The sequence below is a fragment of the Vibrio syngnathi genome (assembly GCF_002119525.1).
In the GTDB taxonomy this organism is placed as follows: domain Bacteria; phylum Pseudomonadota; class Gammaproteobacteria; order Enterobacterales; family Vibrionaceae; genus Vibrio; species Vibrio syngnathi.
In genome coordinates this window covers 1,232,733-1,253,410 of record NZ_CP017917.1, presented here as the reverse complement: position 1 = coordinate 1,253,410, position 20,678 = coordinate 1,232,733, and the positions used below count along the sequence as shown (strand labels likewise).

18 protein-coding genes are annotated in these 20,678 nt (G+C 42.6%); 8 read left to right on the top strand and 10 right to left on the bottom strand.

All coding sequences use genetic code 11. The annotated features are described in order from the left end of the window. Positions 1 to 95 precede the first annotated feature (95 nt). Positions 96 to 641 (bottom strand): GNAT family N-acetyltransferase, encoded by a 546-nt coding sequence (locus K08M4_RS20390; protein WP_086051247.1) that lies wholly within the window; start codon positions 639 to 641, stop codon positions 96 to 98. A gap of 226 nt (positions 642 to 867) precedes the next feature. On the opposite strand from K08M4_RS20390, the gene K08M4_RS20385 reads away from it, so the two are divergent. Next, complete coding sequence (locus tag K08M4_RS20385) at positions 868 to 2,133, top strand: HD-GYP domain-containing protein (protein WP_086051246.1); 1,266 nt, start codon at positions 868 to 870, stop codon at positions 2,131 to 2,133. Positions 2,134 to 2,369: 236 nt separating this feature from the next. Here K08M4_RS20385 and K08M4_RS20380 read toward each other — a convergent pair whose 3' ends face one another. The 4 genes from K08M4_RS20380 to K08M4_RS20370 all read right to left on the bottom strand — a co-directional run bounded on the left by K08M4_RS20380 (position 2,370) and on the right by K08M4_RS20370 (position 6,248). Then, a complete protein-coding gene (locus K08M4_RS20380) occupies positions 2,370 to 2,939 on the bottom strand; it encodes a protein disulfide oxidoreductase (RefSeq protein WP_086051245.1) in 570 nt (189 codons plus the stop codon). 3 nt (positions 2,940 to 2,942) lie between these two features. Beyond that, entirely contained in the window at positions 2,943 to 5,006 is a 2,064-nt protein-coding gene (locus K08M4_RS20375; protein ID WP_086051523.1) for a protein-disulfide reductase DsbD family protein, read from the bottom strand. A 95-nt stretch (positions 5,007 to 5,101) separates the two neighbouring features. Then, positions 5,102 to 5,590 (bottom strand): hypothetical protein, encoded by a 489-nt coding sequence (locus tag K08M4_RS22040; RefSeq protein WP_157665766.1) that lies wholly within the window; start codon positions 5,588 to 5,590, stop codon positions 5,102 to 5,104. Between the two features lie 409 nt (positions 5,591 to 5,999). Next, on the bottom strand, positions 6,000 to 6,248 hold the full coding sequence (locus tag K08M4_RS20370) for a hypothetical protein (protein ID WP_086051244.1): 249 nt from the start codon (positions 6,246 to 6,248) through the stop codon (positions 6,000 to 6,002). Positions 6,249 to 6,498: 250 nt separating this feature from the next. Between K08M4_RS20370 and K08M4_RS20365 the strand changes: the two genes are divergently transcribed. The 3 genes from K08M4_RS20365 to K08M4_RS20355 all read left to right on the top strand — a co-directional run bounded on the left by K08M4_RS20365 (position 6,499) and on the right by K08M4_RS20355 (position 10,887). Beyond that, complete coding sequence (locus K08M4_RS20365) at positions 6,499 to 8,103, top strand: mechanosensitive ion channel family protein (RefSeq protein WP_086051243.1); 1,605 nt, start codon at positions 6,499 to 6,501, stop codon at positions 8,101 to 8,103. Between the two features lie 220 nt (positions 8,104 to 8,323). Beyond that, positions 8,324 to 9,157 (top strand): RecX family transcriptional regulator, encoded by an 834-nt coding sequence (locus K08M4_RS20360; RefSeq protein WP_086051242.1) that lies wholly within the window; start codon positions 8,324 to 8,326, stop codon positions 9,155 to 9,157. A 473-nt stretch (positions 9,158 to 9,630) separates the two neighbouring features. Continuing rightward, positions 9,631 to 10,887: a hypothetical protein gene (locus K08M4_RS20355; protein ID WP_157665765.1), complete on the top strand. Its 1,257-nt coding sequence runs from the start codon at positions 9,631 to 9,633 to the stop codon at positions 10,885 to 10,887. A gap of 309 nt (positions 10,888 to 11,196) precedes the next feature. On the opposite strand, the gene K08M4_RS20350 is transcribed toward K08M4_RS20355, so the two are convergent. Then, entirely contained in the window at positions 11,197 to 13,044 is a 1,848-nt protein-coding gene (locus K08M4_RS20350; RefSeq protein ID WP_086051240.1) for a M3 family metallopeptidase, read from the bottom strand. A 221-nt stretch (positions 13,045 to 13,265) separates the two neighbouring features. Here K08M4_RS20350 and K08M4_RS20345 point away from each other — a divergent pair, with 221 nt between their 5' ends. The 3 genes from K08M4_RS20345 to dbpA all read left to right on the top strand — a co-directional run bounded on the left by K08M4_RS20345 (position 13,266) and on the right by dbpA (position 16,513). Next, the gene (locus K08M4_RS20345; RefSeq protein WP_086051239.1) at positions 13,266 to 13,859 is read left to right on the top strand and encodes a hypothetical protein; all 594 of its coding nucleotides are present in this window, start codon (positions 13,266 to 13,268) and stop codon (positions 13,857 to 13,859) included. 217 nt (positions 13,860 to 14,076) lie between these two features. Continuing rightward, positions 14,077 to 14,985 (top strand): aldo/keto reductase, encoded by a 909-nt coding sequence (locus K08M4_RS20340; protein WP_086051238.1) that lies wholly within the window; start codon positions 14,077 to 14,079, stop codon positions 14,983 to 14,985. Positions 14,986 to 15,133: 148 nt separating this feature from the next. Next, positions 15,134 to 16,513 (top strand): ATP-dependent RNA helicase DbpA, encoded by a 1,380-nt coding sequence (gene dbpA, locus K08M4_RS20335; protein ID WP_086051237.1) that lies wholly within the window; start codon positions 15,134 to 15,136, stop codon positions 16,511 to 16,513. A 140-nt stretch (positions 16,514 to 16,653) separates the two neighbouring features. Here dbpA and K08M4_RS20330 read toward each other — a convergent pair whose 3' ends face one another. Then, on the bottom strand, positions 16,654 to 16,827 hold the full coding sequence (locus K08M4_RS20330; protein WP_086051236.1) for an RNA helicase: 174 nt from the start codon (positions 16,825 to 16,827) through the stop codon (positions 16,654 to 16,656). 261 nt (positions 16,828 to 17,088) lie between these two features. On the opposite strand from K08M4_RS20330, the gene K08M4_RS20325 reads away from it, so the two are divergent. After that, entirely contained in the window at positions 17,089 to 17,925 is an 837-nt protein-coding gene (locus K08M4_RS20325) for a DUF6279 family lipoprotein (RefSeq protein WP_086051235.1), read from the top strand. Between the two features lie 70 nt (positions 17,926 to 17,995). Here K08M4_RS20325 and K08M4_RS20320 read toward each other — a convergent pair whose 3' ends face one another. From K08M4_RS20320 to K08M4_RS20310, 3 genes are all read right to left on the bottom strand, one after another. Continuing rightward, positions 17,996 to 18,619 carry a 3'-5' exonuclease gene (locus K08M4_RS20320; RefSeq protein ID WP_086051234.1) on the bottom strand — a complete coding sequence of 208 codons (624 nt, stop codon included), beginning with the start codon at positions 18,617 to 18,619 and terminating at the stop codon, positions 17,996 to 17,998. 84 nt (positions 18,620 to 18,703) lie between these two features. Then, complete coding sequence (locus K08M4_RS20315) at positions 18,704 to 19,108, bottom strand: PPC domain-containing DNA-binding protein (protein ID WP_086051233.1); 405 nt, start codon at positions 19,106 to 19,108, stop codon at positions 18,704 to 18,706. A 111-nt stretch (positions 19,109 to 19,219) separates the two neighbouring features. Further along, positions 19,220 to 20,416, bottom strand: a complete 1,197-nt coding sequence (locus K08M4_RS20310; RefSeq protein ID WP_017109066.1) for a DEAD/DEAH box helicase — start codon at positions 20,414 to 20,416, stop codon at positions 19,220 to 19,222. Positions 20,417 to 20,678: the final 262 nt, after the last annotated feature.

The following is a 20,678-nucleotide window of genomic DNA, read 5'->3' as shown; positions in this document are numbered from 1 at the left end:
TAAGCTCATGAAAAATGAAAGCCACGGTTGAATGCCGTGGCTTATTATCATATTCACTTGCCGATGAGCAAAACTTACTAAGTAAAAACTCAGGCCTAAGCGTTATTGCCGCTTAAACGATGCAGGCCATAAATAGCATGGTCTACGATACGACCATTCAAGTTCTCATTGCGAGTAATGATACCTTCTAATGTGAAATGTAAGCGCTCACAAACCTTTCGACTGCTCTGATTGCCAGTTGCAGCTGATATCTCCACCTTTTCCATGTCTAACTCATTGAAAGCAATATCAATGAGCTTCTCAACTACGCGTGTAACGATCCCTTTACCTTGGTAAGTCTCAGACAACCAATAGCCGATCGTGACCTTCTGCTTGCTGTGGTCAATGGTGTTAAAGCTACAGTTTCCGACGATGTTGCCTTTATACACTATCGCACAGGTCATGCTTTTGCCTTCCGCGTAATCATGTAGCGATCGCTGGATGAAGATCCTAAAGTCCTGCTCAGTTTGACAATGTGGCGGCCAAGCTAGCCATTGGCTTAGATACTCATTCTGACTTTGTGAAATTTCCGCGTAATGAGAAGCGAAGTTCTCTTCAACCAGAGCGATGGATAACTCTTCATCGATAACTGTTTTAAACATGTTTTCCCTTTTCTTTTGGCTGATGATTTAAGTGTCTTTTTGGTCGGCAGGTTATAATGTCGCACAAATTTTAATATGCAACCACTTGTGGCACGGATTTTTCGTGATACGTTAGATCTATCACGAAATATATTAAACCTTATAATAATTGCGGGTATGATCGTTAGTCATGCATTAGTATTAGCAGCCAAAATATATAAAAACTATATAATTCTAGGCTTAATTAATGAATCAACATTGCCAAGAGGTAACAGTAGACCTAAGAAAGGCTCTATTTGGTATTGCAAAGGCGCTTGATAACGTCGGTTTTGAAAGCAAAAATCATGGGCAGAGGGTCGGTTACATCGCATATCGGTGTGCTTTGAGCGTGGGATGGGAAGAGGAACAAGCGCAACTCGCATTTTCGTTAGGACTCATTCACGACTGTGGAGTGTCGCAAATTGATGAGCAACGTCGACTAAATTCGGGATTTTTCCCCGACGCAACTTATTACCATTGTCAAAAGGGCTACCAAATTTTAAAGGAGTGCCCTGTTCTTTCTATATTCGCTAAACCCGTGCTTTATCATCATACTTCTTGGTTAGATCTAAAGAGTGTGCATATTAGTGAATTAGAGAAGGATCTAGCCGCAATCATAATGCTTGCTGACAGAGTCGACTATCTATACGGCATAACCGCTTCTGATCGTTATGGAAACTTAACTCCAGATGGTAAAGCGAACATTATTGAGCGTTTGACTGAGCAAGCGGGTGAGATGTTCGAAACTAACCTTGTGCAGCACATGTGTGAGTTGGTCGACCTGGATGACTTTTGGTTCTCGATGGAGATCCCTTACATCGAGAATATGAGAGATAACTTCGAGGCTGTGCCGTTTTTTTCTCAACAAATGTCGCTGGACGAGACTGTTGCCTTTGCTGAATTTATCGCTAATGTCGTTGATACCAAAAGTTCGTTTACTTTCAAGCACTCGTTGAAGGTCGGGCAAATTTCTGAATATCTAGCTAAACAACTTGGTTATTCACACACAACGCAGCGAAAGCTCTATATAGCTGGGCTGGTTCACGATATTGGTAAACTGCAAACCCCTGGAGACATTCTTCATAAACCAGATTTGCTCACTGAAGAAGAGTACTGTTGTATTAAACGTCATGCGACGGATACGCGATTCGCGCTGCAGGAGTTGTTTAAGTCGTCTCAGGTATGTCAGTGGGCTTCCGATCACCATGAAAGGTTAGATGGTTCTGGGTATCCTATGGGTAAAACGGCTGAAGACTTAGACCAACCTAGTCGAATTGTTGCTGTGGTGGATGTGTTTCAGGCGTTAACCCAGTCTCGCCCCTATCGTAAGGGTATGACATTGGAAGAAACTCTAGCGATTTTAACGGACCAAGTTGATAATTATAAGTTGGATCGAGAAGTGTTTGAGTGCCTTAAAGAGCATGCGGAGTACTGTTTTGAGTTATCAACGGATAAAAGAATGTACGCTTTTTAGCTTTGGTGGTTTTCTAGATGCGATGCACCTTTTAATAAAGGCTGAAAGTTAATAGACGATGTCTCAAATAACGCAAAATAATGGAAAAGCCTACTGCAAATTGGTGCGAATAGGCTTTCATTGAGTTCAATTTCGGGTCTTAATCTCTTCTATTTCATTCTCGAGTTCTTAATTATCGTGAACGCGCATTGGATCGCACTCACGGTAATCTTGTTCGTTAAATGAGCTAAATCGAGTTATGCAAAGTAGGTTCTTAACCAAAGCCCTATCGGGGAAGTAACGCCTGTTGCGATATTGCTGATCTTTCCATCTTTGATGATGACAATACTTGGAGTGACATCAATGCCCCAACTTTTGCTGATCGACCCAGAGAGATCATTGATCACAGGGAAGTCATACTCTTTCGCCTCTAAGTAGCGCTGAACACGTTCGTCTGGGCCTGATGACAGAGCGACCGAAACTACTTGATGGGAGTCGTTGAAGCTATTGACGGTTGGGCTCACAAATTTGCAGGCGCCACACCAAGTTGCCCAAAAATAGACAATGACTGGCTTACCATTTTTGCTTAGCTCGATAGCATCAATATCTTCACCTTGGATCGACTGACCCACGATTGGAATCGCGTTTCCTTGAGGCATGCTTCTGCTGTGATAAAAGTCCATCGCAAATGAAACTACGCCAACGATCAGTATCATTGAAACGAGTTCCTTTCCCCACTTCTTAAGACGACTTGGCTTTTTGGTTTCACCCTTTACAGCGCTGTCTTCAGTCGTGCTAGATTTCTCTTCATTGTTGGGAGTCTTCATCAATTATCTCGCAGCGTCGATGGCTTGAACGACAATGTCACTGTCTAGAATGACAGGCAGTGGAATACCGCTTTTATAGCTTGGGCCGTAGACGATATTAAATGGCACACCAAATCGACCATTACTTTGTAGGTATTGAGTGACACTTTCACTTGGTGTTGTCCAATCGCCTTTCATTAAAACAATATCTTCTTTCTGTAGGTGGCTGTAGACAGGGTCTTGGAGAATGACGCCAATCTTGTTGGCCTTACAGGTAATACACCAATCGGCGGTCACATCAACAAATACCGTTTTGCCTTGCTCAACCAATTGAGGAATTTGTTCCGCATCCAGCTTTTGCCAATCGAGATCGTCAACAATCGGTGTCGCCCAGTTATCAGCGGTGACACTACCGACGATCAATGCAGCACCAAACACTAAGGTTGTGGTTGCGACGATAGGAATAAGCACCTTGCGACCTAACTTACGGCCAATCCAAATCAAGACTGATATCACAATAAACAGTGACAACAGGATCGTCGCGAATTTACCAATGAATGGGCTCAGTAGGCTTGTTAACCACAGACTGGTGATGAACATCATTAAGCCGAATACCAACTTAACTTTGAACATCCACGCGCCCGGTTTTGGCAGTAATTTAGTTAGGCTTGGGAATAACGCGAAGATCAACCAAGGTGCGCTCATACCAATGCCGAGTGCGATAAAGATAGCCCACAACTCTTGGTAACTTGCCCCAAGTGCATAAGCGACTGCAGTTCCTAAGAACGGAGCACTACACGGCGTTGCTAACAAGGTCGCAAACATACCTTGGATGAAGTGACCAGAATGGGAGTCATCGCCTTTGGTTGTCATCCAAGTGTTTAAACCTGATGGTAGTCTGAATTCGAATAGACCGAGTAGGTTAATCGAGAACAGCAAAGTGATGATCAGCATGAATCCGATGAACCAAACATTTTGGAACTGGATTCCCCAACCAATCGCATTGCCACCCATTTTTAGAACGGTCATGCCAAGGGCTAACAGCGCAAACGAAGTGATAACACCTGCAGCAGACGCTAGGAATGAGAGTCGGATATGTCGATTGGATGCACCTTGATTTTGAATGATGCTATTTAACTTCATTCCTAATACAGGCAACACACATGGCATAATATTGAGGATCAAACCGCCAATCAAAGCAAAGCCGATCATTGCAAGAAAACCGCTGTTACTTGCTTGATAAGCAATAGGTTCTGAGCCGACTTGAGCCGTCATCTCTTCGGCAAAATTAGTGTCTGAAACTGTGACACTAACTGTGCGATCCGTTAAGTCGACTTCGCCGATCCAGTTACTCACATCGAATACCGCGGTCATCGTATTGCCGGTGATATGGACGGTTGGTTGAGCAAAGAAGTCATCAACCACTTCTTGCCCGTCAATCAACACCATCGGTTTATCCCAGCCTTCTTTACTTGTTAGCTGAGTCACCAGTTGTTGCTTGCTCTTATCCCAGAACAGACCGTTCACAGAAGTACGGTGAGCTTCTCGTGGAGATTGGCTCATGCCTTGATTGAACAAGAACATCGCTTCTTCATCGAGCTCTAATGTTTGCGGATCAATCGGCAATTTGATGTCGTAATCGGTTAACACACAGATATTGGTGCACGACGGAAAGGAGAGGGAGGCTCTGAATACCGCTGGCTGAGTGTTATCTTTCAACGTTAGGGTGACAGGAAAGCTAACGTGCTTTTTGTAACCTAGCGTCATTACTTCAAGCTGTTCGTAGTATTTAGGGATCGGCCAATGCCAATTTACAGACTTTATATTGGTCGAATCAGACCAATCCCAGCTTGGTGGAATGCCACCTTCGCCTGGGCTGCGCCAATAGGTTTTCCAGTCGCCGTCGAGTGTAACGTCCAATACAGTTTGAACGGTACCACCGTTATCTGACTGTTCACCTGTCGATATCATTCGCAATTTTACAGGCGGATGCTCAGGCACGCTCAGCCAGCCCGTAGTTTGTGCCAAGGCGTTAAATGATGCCATTACCAATAGGGCTGTGACTAAGGTTTTCGCGCCTGTGCGCATAGAGAATGCCAATGAATCGACAAACTGAGTTAGTAGTGTTTTGTACACAAATGTATCTCCAAAAAATAAATAAAAGGGTGGAATAGCCCGGTTATTTACTCTCTAAATATACAGTGCTTTAGGTGTAAGCGGCGTTTTGTAGGTCGAGTAGAACGATGATTGTCTCTAGATAATCTCGAGATGTGAGGAGGCAAGTTAAATGCAACAGCAATAATAAGTACGAATGGGATCAACCAGCCGGTTTTCGGGGCGGCAAAGGTCAGCATTGTCGAACTCAGGCTGCATGAACTTGAATTTGGTGTTGTCAGGGCTTTAGATGCTTGTGAACCAAAAACGCTGGCATAAAGCTCAGACATTTTATCTAATGATGCGATGACAGTATGTGGCTTGCTGGTTTCTGTGTGAGGTTGTGCGTTAACTAGAATTGATTGACCATTATCGGATGCAGATAACGAGACTTTCTTTACGGCCAGAGTACTCGCCAGACAAGTTACGATAACCAGTCCGGTAAGGAATAGCGCCCAAAGCGAGTGCTTTTGTTGGCGATTCTGTGTGGATAAGAAAAGCAGTGGTGTGTTCAGCAAATCAGTCAGTAATCTAATCAGTTAATAGTTAATAGTTAATAGTTAATAGTTAATAGCTAAAGCGAGCTTATTGAATTGTGGCTAGCTTAGATAAGTTCTCTTCGTGCCACAAGTCATAAGATTGTTAAAGTGAAACTATGTATAAACTAGAGCAACTATATAAATTAGAGAAACTGTATAAACGAGAGAGACTACAGAAACGCGGTAAATGGTAGACACACGATAAACGACGCATAAACACTAATTCACGCGAATACGACATTGAGCTATTACTAAAGTTCACAACAACTGGAGGTTATCGCTCATTTATTCTGTATTGAGTTGTCTAGTTTCGATGAGGCGATACAAAAAAGCCCAACAGATCGCAGATGACGTATTGGGCTTTAATCATTGGTGCAATTGGAAAGGCTTAGTGAGTACGGCGAGGGCCGTTACGCACAAGGTCTTTACCATTTTCAAAGATTTCTTTAGTGATCCAGCGAGCAAGTAAAACTTTGTGGCTGCTGTTAAATACTGCAACGAAATGACGACCATCTGAATTGTTGGTCGCCATGCCTACGCCTTCAACACCTTCAAGTCCTAAACCGCCATCTTCTACTGAAATTAGGAATCGCTCTAGTTCTTCTAGAGACTCAATAATATCAAGTTCGTCGTTCATTTTTTGCTCTCTTGCTGTGTGGCAACATCGAGTTTAAGGCGATTAGTGGATATGCCTAAGTGAAGATATTGACCGTTGTTTTTTGTTGGTTGCGTACTCTACAGGTCATAAGCGGGGATTGGAACTCTCAAATATTAGATACGGACTGATATTTTGCAAAGTTTTAACACAACATACGTTTAAATGCTTGTTATCCATCTTCTTTTTACTACTATTTATAGGGTCGATTTAGACAATAATAGGAATTAGTATGATGAAGGTTTGGCGTTGTCTATTGTTAATGTTGGCGTTTGTCGCATTTGGAAGTTTTGCGCAAAGTGTCGATAAAATAGCAGAAGTACAAGACCAGCTAATGTTGGATCTAGCCACATTAGAAACAGCCCACGATGCTGAAAAGCCGTTTTTAGAAGATATATTAAGGCGTAAAAACCAAGCACTACGTAAAGAGATTTCCTCCCAATTATCATCCGATAAGAAGGAAGGCTTGGATGCTGTTCTTGCCCAGCAGGTTGAGCTTTTACAGCACTTATTGTCATTGAATGACGTTAAGATTGTTTCTATGAGTAAGGAAAACCGCTCGGCTGATGGAGATGCTAAGAAACGTCTTGAGCTGTTGATTCAAAAACGTATTGGCATGATGGATGACTACTATCAGCAACTCTCTAAGACCTTAAGTTGGTCAAAAGGTCGAGGTGTTGATGTGTCAGCTGCGGAAAGTCAGTTAAAAGCCGCATTAGTTTCTCGTTCTCAATATCTGACCAATGCGATTTTATATACAGACACGCAGCGTCAAGATCTAGAGCGCCGTTTGTCTTTTGTTAGTGAAGACGAAAAGGCGACGATAAAAACTGAGTTAATACGTTTCAGCGAACGAACCAGTGTAATGGTAGCCAGTTTAGAGACAAGTATCTCTATGATGGCCCCGTTTGGTGTTGATGTTACCTCTTATAAGCGTATTTTATTAGCGACGACAGGCGACATTAACGCTGATGTATTGGATATCGATGTTGCGTTAGATCTATTGGATGGTTGGTTACGTTCGTTCCGCTCATGGGCTTTTGAAAACACCCCATCTTTTATCGTTAAACTCGCTCTGTTTCTCGGGATTTTGTATGTAACTCGCCTGATTGCTAATGTGGCTCGCAAGACCGTTCGTAAGAGTGTCTCGCACTCTAAGATGGACTTCAGTGTATTGATGCAAGACTTCTTTGTATCCATCGCATCGAAAGCGGTTGTGTTTATCGGTTTGCTTATCGCCCTATCTCAGATAGGAATAGAGCTTGCACCATTACTTACTGGTTTCGGTGTTGCGGGTGTCATTATTGGTTTTGCACTGCAAGACACACTGTCTAACTTTGCATCGGGTTTGATGATTTTGATCTATCGCCCTTATGATGTGGGTGACATGGTTAAAGTGGCAGGGGTTCAAGGCACAGTTAAAGACATGAGCTTAGTTTCAACGACCGTTCAAACCATCGATAACCAACGCTTGGTGATCCCAAATAACAAGATCTGGGGTGACGTGATCAACAACATCACAGCAGAACGAGTGAGACGTGTTGATATGGTCTTTGGGATTGGTTACTCAGATGATATTGATAAAGCAAAAGCGGTGTTGAACGAGATTATTATTGCGCATCCTCTCGTACTTAAAAAACCAGAGCATATGATAAAGCTTCATACCTTAAATACGTCTTCTGTAGATTTCGTCGTACGACCTTGGGTTAAGACTGAGGATTACTGGGATGTGTATTGGGATGTGACGGAAACCGTGAAGAAACGCTTTGATGAAGAAGGTATCACGATTCCATTCCCTCAACGAGATGTACATATTTACAATCACGAAGAGAGCTAAGCGAAAAAGCTAATACGAAAAGCAATTTAGAAAAGAGCTATTACGAAAAAAGTTAAGTTCAGATCTAAGTCGAACTCTTAAGGTGATATCAAATGGACGCTGAATCAGCGTCCATTTTTATTGGCTGCCGTTTATATTGAGCTTCATTCTTTTATGTCACGCCACCCGCATTAGAATTACGTTATCATGGGGTAGGCTTAATCTGGACAGTTGAAATCGAATGGATGATTCACAGCAAAAAACGAATAGTAGAAACACTACGGTAAGAAAAGCGACACGAATTGAAAGTGTTATGAACTCTGCGATGTGGCATTTAACCCAGAGAGATATGACGGAAAGTGAGCTGATTGCGAAGCTGAAAGTGAAAACCGATAATCAAGAATGGATCGATGAAACCTTAGGCACCCTGAAAGGTTTTGGGTATCTAAAATCCGACCAAGTGTTCGCAGAACAATTTGTGGAACAAGCTTTCTCTGGTGAATTTGGCTCTCGATACATTGTCGAAAAACTTAAGAAGAAAGGGCTTACGGATTCGATTATTGCAGATGCGATTCACAAGGTGTCTTTCGAAAAGTCTATTGATGAACAGACCATCTTGATAGACAGAATCAACCATTATTACACAAGCTTTACCATGAGCCGTGAAAAGCTTGTCGCAGCACTACAAAAGCGTGGTTTTAGTTATCAACAAGTGAAAGTGGCGATTGACCAGCACCCACAAGCACATGAACTGAAGAGTAATATTCAAATTAAGGCAGAGAAAGCCGATTTGGAAAAAGAGGTGCTTAAGTATGCTCGTAAAGGCAAAGGTCTGACTGCTATTCAGCAGGAGCTTAGACAGCGACAAATAGACACGAGCGAGTTGTCACCGTTGATCGAACGATTGATCAATGAAGAGCAGTTAGACTTTTATTCTTCGTGTTTAGAACAATTGCAAAAGAAACCTTATGACCTTAACGATCACAAGGAACGTTCAAAGGCCTATGCAATGTTAAGTCGAAAAGGCTTTTCGTCGGATGAAATCAAATTTGCTTTGAGTGAAGGTAACGAATAACTAAGCCGAAAAAATTTCCTATGTAGCGTGTTATCTCCATTGTGTGCAGAGCATAAATCACAAAAGATAACCATATCGGATACTCTTGACTTAGAATCTTGCTCAGTGCGTAACTAGATCAAGACCGTTGTTTAAGTGGGTTCTTTGAGGTTTTTAGGAGTAATCTTCGGCAAATACTGAAGGGTTCGAGTCCCATTAAATCAGCCGCTAGGTGGTGATTGTGGTATGTTCTGAGTATTAGGTGGCACAAGGAAAAAACAACGTGGCAAAGAACTTCCAACGAAATTGTTGTGCTTGAATATGCTTACTTGAAAGGAACGAATACACCTGTACATATTAATGCTGTCTTAAATGGTAAAGAATGTAATTGTGTCTGCCCTAATTGTGGTAATGCGTTGGTAGCAAAGAATAGGTGTGTTGACAAGGCTAATCACTTTGCTCATGACGGTGGGGGTGAGACTAGAGAATGTCGCATGACACAACTTCATTTGTTAGCCCAGTACTATTTTCTAGAAACTTCATTTATAACATTGCCCAGCGTTAAGTTTCTATATAAAGGAGAGTGGCTATATAGAGGCCCCACAAGTACACGAATTATCAGCGCTGAATTAGAAAAAGAGTTTGATGACGGTAAGTGGAAAGCAGATGTATTTTTAGATACAGATATCGGCCGACTTGTAGTTGAAATAATGGTAACTCATGCCACCGAACCTGAAAAAGTAGAGTTCTATAGAGAGAGGCAACTCCCCTCTATTGAGTTTGATTTAAGTAAGCTACGATCAATAGAATTGCAAGATGCCTTATTCTTATTAGGGAGTAATAAAGCTCCTTCGAAATGGCTCTATTCATGGTGTGAAGAGGAGTTGATCGTCGAGTATGAAAGGCTAACCGATCAGCGTAGGCTTAAGTTGCAGGAAGCTGCAAAACAAGACCGGAACCGTATTCTTACCAAGAGGTGTAGTAATGCTCGAACGCATGCTAAGAAGCTCTTGAATAAGAAGAAGTTTACTCTCCCATCCATAACCAAGACTTTTCGTGCTGATTATCGAGGTAAGCACTACGAAAAAATCATTACACTGAAACCAAAGAGTGAATGTTTGTTTCATGAAGTTAGAGAAGTCTATGCCTGTCAGGATTATCTGCTGTTTAAAGGAACAATAAGAGAACGCCACCTCTGGATCGCCTACCTGCTAACTGATAAGCCCCACCCTGACGTTTCCAGTTTAGATGGAAGTATTGTCATACGTTACCCAGCTTCCAATTCTCGCAAACAGTCTGAGTGGGAGTGGTTGCATCACCCCAGTGTTGACAAAGCAATAAAGCGTGGCGAAGAGCAATTTAAGACTCATTGTTACTTTGAGTATCAACGTCAAACTAAAACTGAATACTTATTGAAGGAGTTGGGCGATCTGCTTTCTGAATACATCTTTTCTGAGGAGCAATATTTTAGGAAGCACTACCATGTCTGGAAAGTCTGGTTGACTAAGAGAGGTTTGTTTAGTTCGACAGTGTGGAAGGAAAACCCTTCGATTCCAGCTCTATTTAAACAAGATTATTTCGATTCGTTACCTTACTGGGCTTTTGGTGGTTGGCATGTATATGTCTGTTGCTTGTTTGCTGAATTGGTGGATGGTTACAAAGAAGGTGAATATAATTCTATCACAGCTCTTGGTCGTGCCTTTATCAAGGAAGTGGGAGTGCATCAACGGTACTTCCCCATTCTGAACTAGACAACTTACCGTTATATAGATGAAGATATGCGTAGTATGTTGTACTGCACTGAATTAACGACAGCCCTTTTGAAGCCATTTGTTGATGCAGGGGTTGTTTTGGTTTACGAGGGTGATTTTTTACGTAGAGGGAGCCTATTGAGAGCGGCCACATCTGGTTGCTGAAAATTTATAAATTTCATGAGTGCATTATCGTGATAGTGGCTAAGAGCATATTGAAGAATACAAGCGCGAGTTAGAGGCTGAATTATCAGCCTCTTTTTTCATATTCTGTCTCATTTTGCTTTTTCATTAGTCTGAAAACACAATCTACCGGCCGTATTGCTCAACGATAAAGTGCTCAAAATCATCACACATTTGGTCATTCGACTTTGCATTATTCGCTAATTCAGTTGCTCCATCAACGATCGATATCTTCGCGTTCAAATCAGTGACTGGTGCACGTTCTCTTGTCGACAGTTGTGTGATTTTTTGCTCCTCAATAGCCCAAGCTTGCTCCGGCGATAAGTTACACTCGTCAGCGAGGTATTTGGCATTAAAACCTTCCCCTGTCAGGCTTTCGATTGTCCCATTATGATTGACGCTATTGCCTTGGTGCCAATAGTGCTTAGCTAACAAAGGGCCGATCTCTGGGTTATCCGTTAAGTAGCCAAACTTATCGGTGAAATATGCACGAGTTTGATACACGGCCATATGAGCTAATAAGTAACCCTGATATGCGCATGAGGCTTCATCCGACAACAGGTGTGGGATCGCCATTAATGGGCGAGGGCTACAAGACAATCCAAGAATCGTTTTCTCACTGCTACGAGCAAGCGCGGTGATCTTTTCAGGTGTCAGATCTTCATCCGCCAATTCGTAAAGTGCTCGTTCGAAATAGGGAACAACAAGAATGCTTCGTTCTTGGTAGGCTCTGAACGGTTGTTTGTTATCTATGATGGCTTTGATTAGCTCATCAGGTACTGCTTGGCCTTCTGAATCCAGGGCATATTGTTTTAGCCAATCGGCGTCATTCAATAAGCTGTCACAGAACATGGATTGAGTTTCGGCATAAGCCATCGATGTTGGTGCAAATTCTTGAGAGAAACAAGGCGCGTTCATTTTAACATTAGCGAAATGCGCAGCGTGGCCGCCCTCGTGAAATAGTGTGTTGATACCATCATAGCCGCTGCCGATTTGGTCGGGCTTGGCGTTGCTCGTGAAGTTGACCTGTGCAGCTACCCAAGTATCTTGATCGTAGAAAGAAGGAACGGGCCCATGACAGAAACCGTTTGGATACTTTCCTTTACGATCAAGCAAATCTAATTTCAATGTTGCTTGTGAGTATTCGATATTAAGACGACCAAAAGACTCAACCCAACGCCTTAGTGACTTTGAAAATGGAACATAAGGGTCTAAGTCATTCATGACGTCACCTGCGAAAGAGTAGGTGAAATTATGGGCTTCTAGAGCGCTCTGACCTTTTTTCTGAGTTAAGCTCTCTAGGCTTTGTTGATGGTTATCTCGCGTGCGAACTTCAAAGTCATCCAGAATTGTAAACAGTTGCTCAGTTGTCATCTGCTCGGTTTTAACGACGGAATAGTCAAAAAAGGTTTTGAAACCCAGCGATTGAGCAAACTGGTTGCGTTTTTTGATGAGTTCAATGAAGCCGTTAGCCAGCAGCCACTGCTCTAAACCTAGTAGTGTTTGGTGAGCTGAAAGCCTAACTTTTTCATTACTATTGGTTCTTATTGTTGAACCTAGAACCGGTAACGACCCTTCAGTGTCGTCGCCCGCTTCATTCACGTAAGTCATTACATGATTCTGTTTTTTCTCAAACAGTTCAGCCTCAAACTTTATGAGTTCGGCTTTAAGCTTCTGTGACTGCTCAGACTCAATAGCGTGAGATCTAAAGGTCGCTAACCAACCATTCAAGCCTGTTAGCGTGCTCTCTTTTTCTTGAGGGTCTTGAATTTCTTCGATAGTAGCTAGCTGCGTTTCGATAGCAGCAATTTGCTCGGCAGAGCTAAGAAATTCAGTCCATTGGGTCTGCGCGAGTGTCGAGCCATCATGGTCGTCACTGATCCCCATATAAGTATCCCAAAAGAAGTCTTCTTTCGCTTTATGAGTCGCAAGATACTTTTGGTTCAATTGGTTGAGATAGTTCGTTGCAGTCATGGACGTTCCTTGTAAATTATTCATTAATTTCAACATTATGACACATTCATGGGGTGTATTGTGTGACGACAGATATAACAGAGTGCAACTCTTCTTAGTATCAAGTTTGTTAATCTTATCTTTGAGCAATATTTTTAGTTTTATAGATGTAAATCGAGCAGTTGTTTGTCGATTGGTCACGTATAATGGACGCTTCATACCGCGTGAAATAAGCACAAATAATGAGAACTCTTCCTGTCTTAATCCTACCTTTGTTATTGGCTCTGAGTACCTTTTCATTTTCTGCGCAAGCGAGTGAAAGCTGGTGGTTGCGAACGGTATTCAATAGCGACCCAACTCAACCGAGTTCCCAAGACTATATTAACGATATCGATCTTATGGATTGTGGCGAAGTTGAAGGCACTCTGTTGTGCAGTGACTTAACCCAATATTACGATTTGGATGTTTATGTTGAACTGGAGTTGGGTGACTCAAGCGTCGAAGTGGTTCGCCTTAATCTGCCATATTCGAACCTAAGTTACACCAAGCTTCAGGCATATCTTCGTCAAGATGGCTTTGCTCTCAGTTCAATTCGCATTGGAGAGGATGATTTTGATGTCGTTGCTCAACTCGAACAAGCGAAACGTGAGGGAGTTGGTTACGACAAGGTAGATAAACAACTCGTAGAATTCATCAACTCACCACATCATTCCTCTGAGCAAATGAGTGTATGGAATGTGCCTAGCTCTTCCTCATCTTCTTCTAGTTCTTCAGCCCCTTGGATTCAGTTACATAGTGATGGTGACAACCTAACGGTTGAACTAAATCGCTTTTAATTGCTCAAATCTATAGATGGCTTCGTAATTCATCAGAGTAAACAAGCCTTTCAGGAGAACGGCTGACGGGCAGACAGCAAGCTATTATTCATTTAAGTGTTCGTTTTTCTGTAGCACTCACATTTTTAGCAAGCGTTTACCTTTGCCATTTGTTATGCGTTGAGCCTTTGGTAAAACGCGCTTAGGATACGTTCAGTATTGATAAAGGAGACAACCCATGGTTGCAAAAGTAACGGTAGCGCCACAAGGCCCAGAACTTTCTGAGTTGGTGCAAGGATACTGGCGTATAGCAGAGTGGGGTATGACCCCGCAACAACGTCTGACTTTCCTGAAACAGCATATTGATCTTGGCATCACAACGGTTGACCACGCAGATATTTACGGTAACTACCAATGTGAAAAGTTATTTGGTGAAGCATTGGCACTTGAACCAAGCCTTCGTGATGATATTCAAATCGTCACCAAGTGCGACATCAACTTGTGTGGTGACCATACTCCTGATCGCAAGATCAATCACTATGACACCAGCGCGCAGCATATTTATCAATCAGTAAATAATTCTCTAGAGCGTTTGGGTGTAACCGAACTCGATGTATTACTGATTCACCGCCCAGATGTACTGATGGATGCGGATGAAGTGGCAGAAGCGTTCGCAGAGCTACACAAAGTGGGTAAAGTTAAGCACTTCGGTGTCTCTAATTTCTCACCGCGTCAGTTCGAACTGCTGCAATCTCGACTAGGTAAGCCGCTGGTGACCAACCAAGTTGAAATCAACCCATTGAACTTCGAAGTCGCACACGATGGCACTTTGGATCAATTGCAGATGAATCGCATTCGTCCAATGGCGTGGTCTTGCCTCGGTGGTGGTAGCATCTTCAGTGGCGATTCAGCACAAGCGATTCGTGTTCGTGATGAACTAGAAGCGATTCGCCAAGAAGTGGGTGCGGACAGTATTGATCAAGTGATTTACGCTTGGGTTCGTCGTTTACCGTCTAATCCGATCACTATTATTGGTTCTGGTAAGATTGAGCGTGTGAAGACGGCCGTTGATGCACTGAAAATCGAACTGACTCGCGAGCAGTGGTATCGCGTATGGGTTGCATCTAAAGGTCACGGTGTGCCATAAGAAGCAATTCGAAAATGACGATAAGCCAGCTAACAAAGCTGGCTTTTTTGTGTTCGCCTAACCTATTTCTTCAAAACTGTGATTAAGGTGGAATAATTTTCAAAAACACTCATAATGCACTCTGTTTTTCACCAGTTGGATATTTCCATTGAGCACTTCAAAATTCTCTTCAATCGCCCTTAAGCCAGAGCTTCTAAATACGTTAGATTCTCTTGGTTATACTGAAATGACGCCTATTCAAGCGTTAAGTCTTCCTACTATTCTGGATGGCAAGGATGTTATCGGTCAGGGTAAAACGGGTTCAGGTAAAACAGCTGCCTTTGGTTTAGGCGTGCTGCAAAACCTACGCGTTAAGCGTTTTCGTGTTCAGTCTTTAGTGTTATGTCCGACTCGTGAGCTTGCAGACCAAGTAGCAAAAGAGATCCGTACTCTTGCTCGTGGCATTCACAATATTAAAGTGCTGACACTATGTGGCGGTATGCCAATGGGCCCACAAATTGGTTCATTAGAGCATGGCGCACACATTCTAGTGGGCACTCCTGGTCGTATTTTGGACCACCTAGAGAGAGATCGTATTGACCTGTCTGGGTTGAACACACTTGTGTTAGATGAAGCCGATCGCATGCTGGAAATGGGTTTCCAAGATGCACTAGATGCTGTTATTGAAGCAGCACCAAAAGATCGTCAAACATTATTGTTCAGTGCAACTTTCCCTAAACAGATTAAATCTGTTGCAGACCGCATCATGAATAACCCTGAAATGGTGAAGGTTGAATCAACGCACGATCACTCAAGCATCCAGCAACACTTTTATAAGGTTGAAGGTACTGAAGCTCGTGATGACGCACTAGAGCTAATGCTTCTTCATCATCAACCAGAGTCAGCGGTTGTGTTCTGTAATACTAAGAAAGAAGTTCAGAACGTAAATGATGAGCTAAGCCACCGTGGTTTCAGTGTTATCGAGCTTCATGGCGACATGGAACAGCGTGAACGTGACCAAGCTTTGGTTCAGTTCTCTAACAAAACTATCTCTATCTTGGTTGCAACAGATGTTGCCGCTCGTGGTCTTGATGTTGATAACCTAGATGCTGTGTTCAACTTTGAATTGTCTCGCGACCCTGAAGTACACGTGCACCGCATCGGTCGTACTGGTCGTGCAGGAAGCAAAGGTGTCGCAATTAGCTTCTTTAGCGAAAAAGAGATGCACCGTGTTGCTCAAATTGATGAGTACATGGATATGCCAATCGAACCGTCTCAGTTACCAGCTAAACCAATTGCTAAGCCGTACTACTCAAACATGGTAACTATCCAAATTGATGGTGGTAAGAAGGCTAAACTTCGTGCAGGTGATATTCTTGGTGCGTTGACAGGCCAAGGCGGTATTGATGGTAAATCAGTAGGTAAGATCAACTTGTTCGCGATGCGTGCTTACGTTGCTGTAGAAAGATCAATGGCTAAGAAAGCATTAGGAAAAATCGAATCAGGTAAGATGAAGGGGCGTCAATTCCGCGCCCGAATTCTGAAATAATTCGAGATTGAATCCCTTTGCTGCGATATGTCTAATTAACGAGATTGTTACTTAATGACATTGCAGTAAAGGGTGTTCCACAAAATGCCACTCAAGTTTACTCTCTTAGGATGATCGACCTAGTTCTCTATACCAAAGCATTATTCATCGGGTCTTATCGAGTAAAGATCGTTGATATGTTTCCCCTCGCTAAGATACCAAGTCATCGCTTCCTTTCGATTGTGAACCAATATCATGGTTGTGGTTATTGATCCATCGTCAAAATAACAAAGCTCATATTCTAAATCGCTTGGATGATCAGGAATAGCGGCCATAGCTCCCCTCCCAAATATCAATCATTTGAAATACGCCAACCCAACTCATTTATAGGGTTCGTATTGCGTCAAATGAGTAATAAAAATCAAGTTACATCACTGCTATTAATTATTTTTAGTTTAATCATTTGCCGAAATAGTTAGATTAGCAAGTCTGAGTCTCAATTTATCCGAAAGTTTTTACGAGAACCCGATTTTGTAGCTAATGTTATAAGATCGTCTTGAGGTTCGTTGTTGAGTAAAATTTTGTGAGAGGGTGTAATGAGAAAGTGTCGTTGGTTAGTCTTATTAAGCTGTTTTCTATTCTCTGGCTGCGGGACTAAATTTGCCTATAACAATATAAGCTGGTTTGCGGTTAGCTATATTGAAGACTTTGTTTCTCTATCCAATAGTCAAGAATCAGAGCTCGAAGAGCGTCTCGACTTATTACAGCAATGGCATAAAGAAACTCAACTACCGCTGTATATATCGCAATTAGAAGTGATCTTAAACACAGACCGTTCTGATATGAGTTCTGCTTTTATCACTGAACAAAGTGACCAAATTAAAGATCATATTCGCTCAATCGTTAATAAGTTCTCTCCCGATATTTATGCGTTAAGCATGCAGCTTAATCCTGAACAAGATAACGAATTTTTAAAGAACTTTAGAGAAAAGCAGCAAGAGTATTACCAAGAAAGATTGTCATTGAATGATAAAGATTCGAGAGAGCGATATCGAAGTCGAATAGAAGATAGGCTAGAGCGGTGGTTAGGGTCGGTATCGGAAGAGCAAAAACAGATTCTTTTGGATTGGTCCCAAGAGTGGGTAAATACCAACGATAACTGGCGTCAATATCAAAATAATACTTATCAAGATTTATCGACACTGATGGAAAAGAAAAGCGACTTACGCATCGCCCAGCCGATTATCATGAATTTGCTTCTGAACAATGAAGCTTATTACCCTGAAAGACTTGAGTCTGAGCTTAACAAGAACATGGAAACGTCAGCCATTTTTTTAGTCGATATCGTAGAAAGTAGCAGTAATAAGCAGTGGGCTTATTTCTTGAGTGAATTAGCAAGCCTTAAAGGAACGTTTGAATCACTGCAGGAGTAGGGTCGTTATATTAAGGCTAGTGACTGTTTGCTACTAGCCTTCTGATAAACCCAAAGCCGAACGCAGAGAGTTAGCCTCTGTTGCTCATCAGCAGCTTTGGAATCGAGCCTTTTGCCGTCTTAGATATTTTCTGCATCAGTTGAAAGCTCGGCTGTTGAATGCCGTGGTTCTTTTGAAGCTCATCAATCATCAATAACCATAACCGTGCTGTCATTTCTGAATCGGCTAACGCTCTGTGGAAAGTACCGTCGTTGTCGATATTTTTAAAACGCACAAGGTCGCCTAGCTTATGAGTCGGTGCGTCTTGGATGAGACGGCGAGCAATCAACATTGAGCAAGCGAACTTGCCTGTGTAGTCTCTGCCAATAAAGTCTAATTCCGCATCAAGAAAGCGCTTATCAAACGATGCATTGTGAGCAACAAGCTGGCTGCCTTGGATAAAGTCTGCAAACTCATCCATTACTTCACTGCAACTGGCCGCCGTGCTTAACATACGGTTACTGATCCCAGTATAGCTTTCAATGAACCCGCTAACACGAAATCCTGGGTTCATGAGTTGCTGGAAGGTGTCGACGACTTCGCCGTTAACTAATTTAACCGCACCGATTTCGATCGCTCGGTCACCCATGTTTGGTGATAAGCCTGTGGTTTCGAAATCGAGAACGATAACGGAGTCTGCGGAGTTTGGAGCCATCGTGTTTCCTAATTACTATTGGGTTGTATCGCTTTATATGGAGCGCTTAGTGTTGCTACGGGGCGATTTATTGCGTGTGTTGTTCTATTGCGTGTTGCTGCTTATCGTGAGCTCAGTGTAACCCGTTGAATCGTCATGCTCTCTGTTGAAGGTCAAAGTCTCGTAGCGATGAACTATCAATTCAGCCGTGGTCGCGATGATCGTCCCTTCAAGCAAATGCCCACCAATCACATCGCCATTTTCATCAGCAACGGATATATGAACATGCTGGTGGTTCGGGGTTAGTGTCGCCATTACAGACACAATTTCGAACGGAGCTGTCATTAGCTTGGTGTTGTTTGCATTAGCCAGACGAATCTTGAGTTGAGAAACACATCCGACACAAGACGCGACAGAGCCCGCTGAGATATTGTGCGCTGTCACAAGCTTTTGGAGTTCAAGTTTTAGATCTTGGCCTCGGGTCAATCTCGTTGCGATAGGAGTGATCATCTTATGGCCTCAGTTTTATTTGTATTTCAAAGAACAAAACGAAGCCATAGGGCTTCGTTTTATTTTCATTTTGGCTAACGCGACTTTTGCATTTTCTGTCGCTGAAATTACTTAGTCTTGTTGCTGTTCTCTTTTCTTCTTAGGAACGAAGTTCAATACAGAGATTGGCACTTCTTTGCGTGGTTCGAAACCTTCAACAACGCGACGTTCAATCAAGTGGCCAAGACGTTTTTCAATGATGCACAGGTTCTTGAAGTTATCTTTCGATAGGAAAGAGATCGCTTCACCAGACGCATCAGCACGGCCAGTACGACCAATACGGTGAACATAATCATCAGCTGGGAATGGGATGTCGTAGTTCACTACGCGGCTTAGATTATCGATATCGATACCACGAGCAGCAACACCGGTCGCAACTAGATACTTTAGACGACCTTTTTTGAAATCAGCCAGAATCTTTTCACGAATCGCTTGGCTACGTCCACTGTGGAAAGCTTCAGCTTCGATACCACGCTTTTCAAGTTGAGCAACCAACTTAGCCGCGCCGTGCTTAGTCTCGATAAAGATAAGCGCTTGGTCCCACTCACCGTCAGTGATCATGTGGCTTAATAGCGCAGATTTACGGTCTTTATCTACAGTAACAAGCCATTGCTCAATGTTCGCTTTAGAAGCGTCAGTTTTGGCAATTGAAATCTCTTCTGCTTCACTGATTGCGCTTTTCGCTAGCGCACGAACTGGCGTTGATAGCGTTGCTGAGAACAACAGGTTTTGAATGTTTTGTGGCAAACGCGCGATGATCTTGTTGATGTCTTCGATGAAACCCATGTCTAGCATGCGATCGGCCTCATCAAGAACCAGTACTTCGACTTCATCAAAGTGAACGGCACGTTGTCCGTACATGTCGATCAAACGACCTGGTGTTGCCACAAGAATATCGACACCTTCGATCAAGCGGTCTTTTTGGTGTTGGTACGAAACACCACCGTACATCGCTAATGATGTTAGGTTTAGGAACTTCGCGTACTTAGTAATGTTCTGTTCAACCTGAATCGCAAGCTCACGAGTTGGTGTCAGAATAACAGCACGAATACGTTTTTTACGTTGTGTTTCACCTTTACTTAGCATTTCTAAGATAGGGAGAACAAAGCTCGCAGTTTTACCTGTACCTGTTTGTGCAGCAGCAATAAGGTTCTTACCAGAAAGCACAATCGGAATTGCTTTTTCTTGAATAGAGGTTGGCTTTTCATAGCCTTGTTTTGCAACGGCTTTAACAATAGGTGAGCTTAATCCAAGCTTGGAAAATGGCATAAGTTTCTCGGTATGATTTGGCTAAATAGCGATGGAAAGGTTCAACAATCTTATACAAGGATAAGATTAATGGCGGCATTCTACCATGTTGCTTGTGTACCGCTAGTAACATAGACACTTTAGTTGGATAATACTGGCTCGATAAGACGATAAGTAAGACTCTAGTCAACCTGAGTGACTAAAGTCTCTTGTATCTATGTAATATTATTAATATTGACTGTCAAAACTCGTTATAGATATTTCAGTATAAAGTTGAATTTAT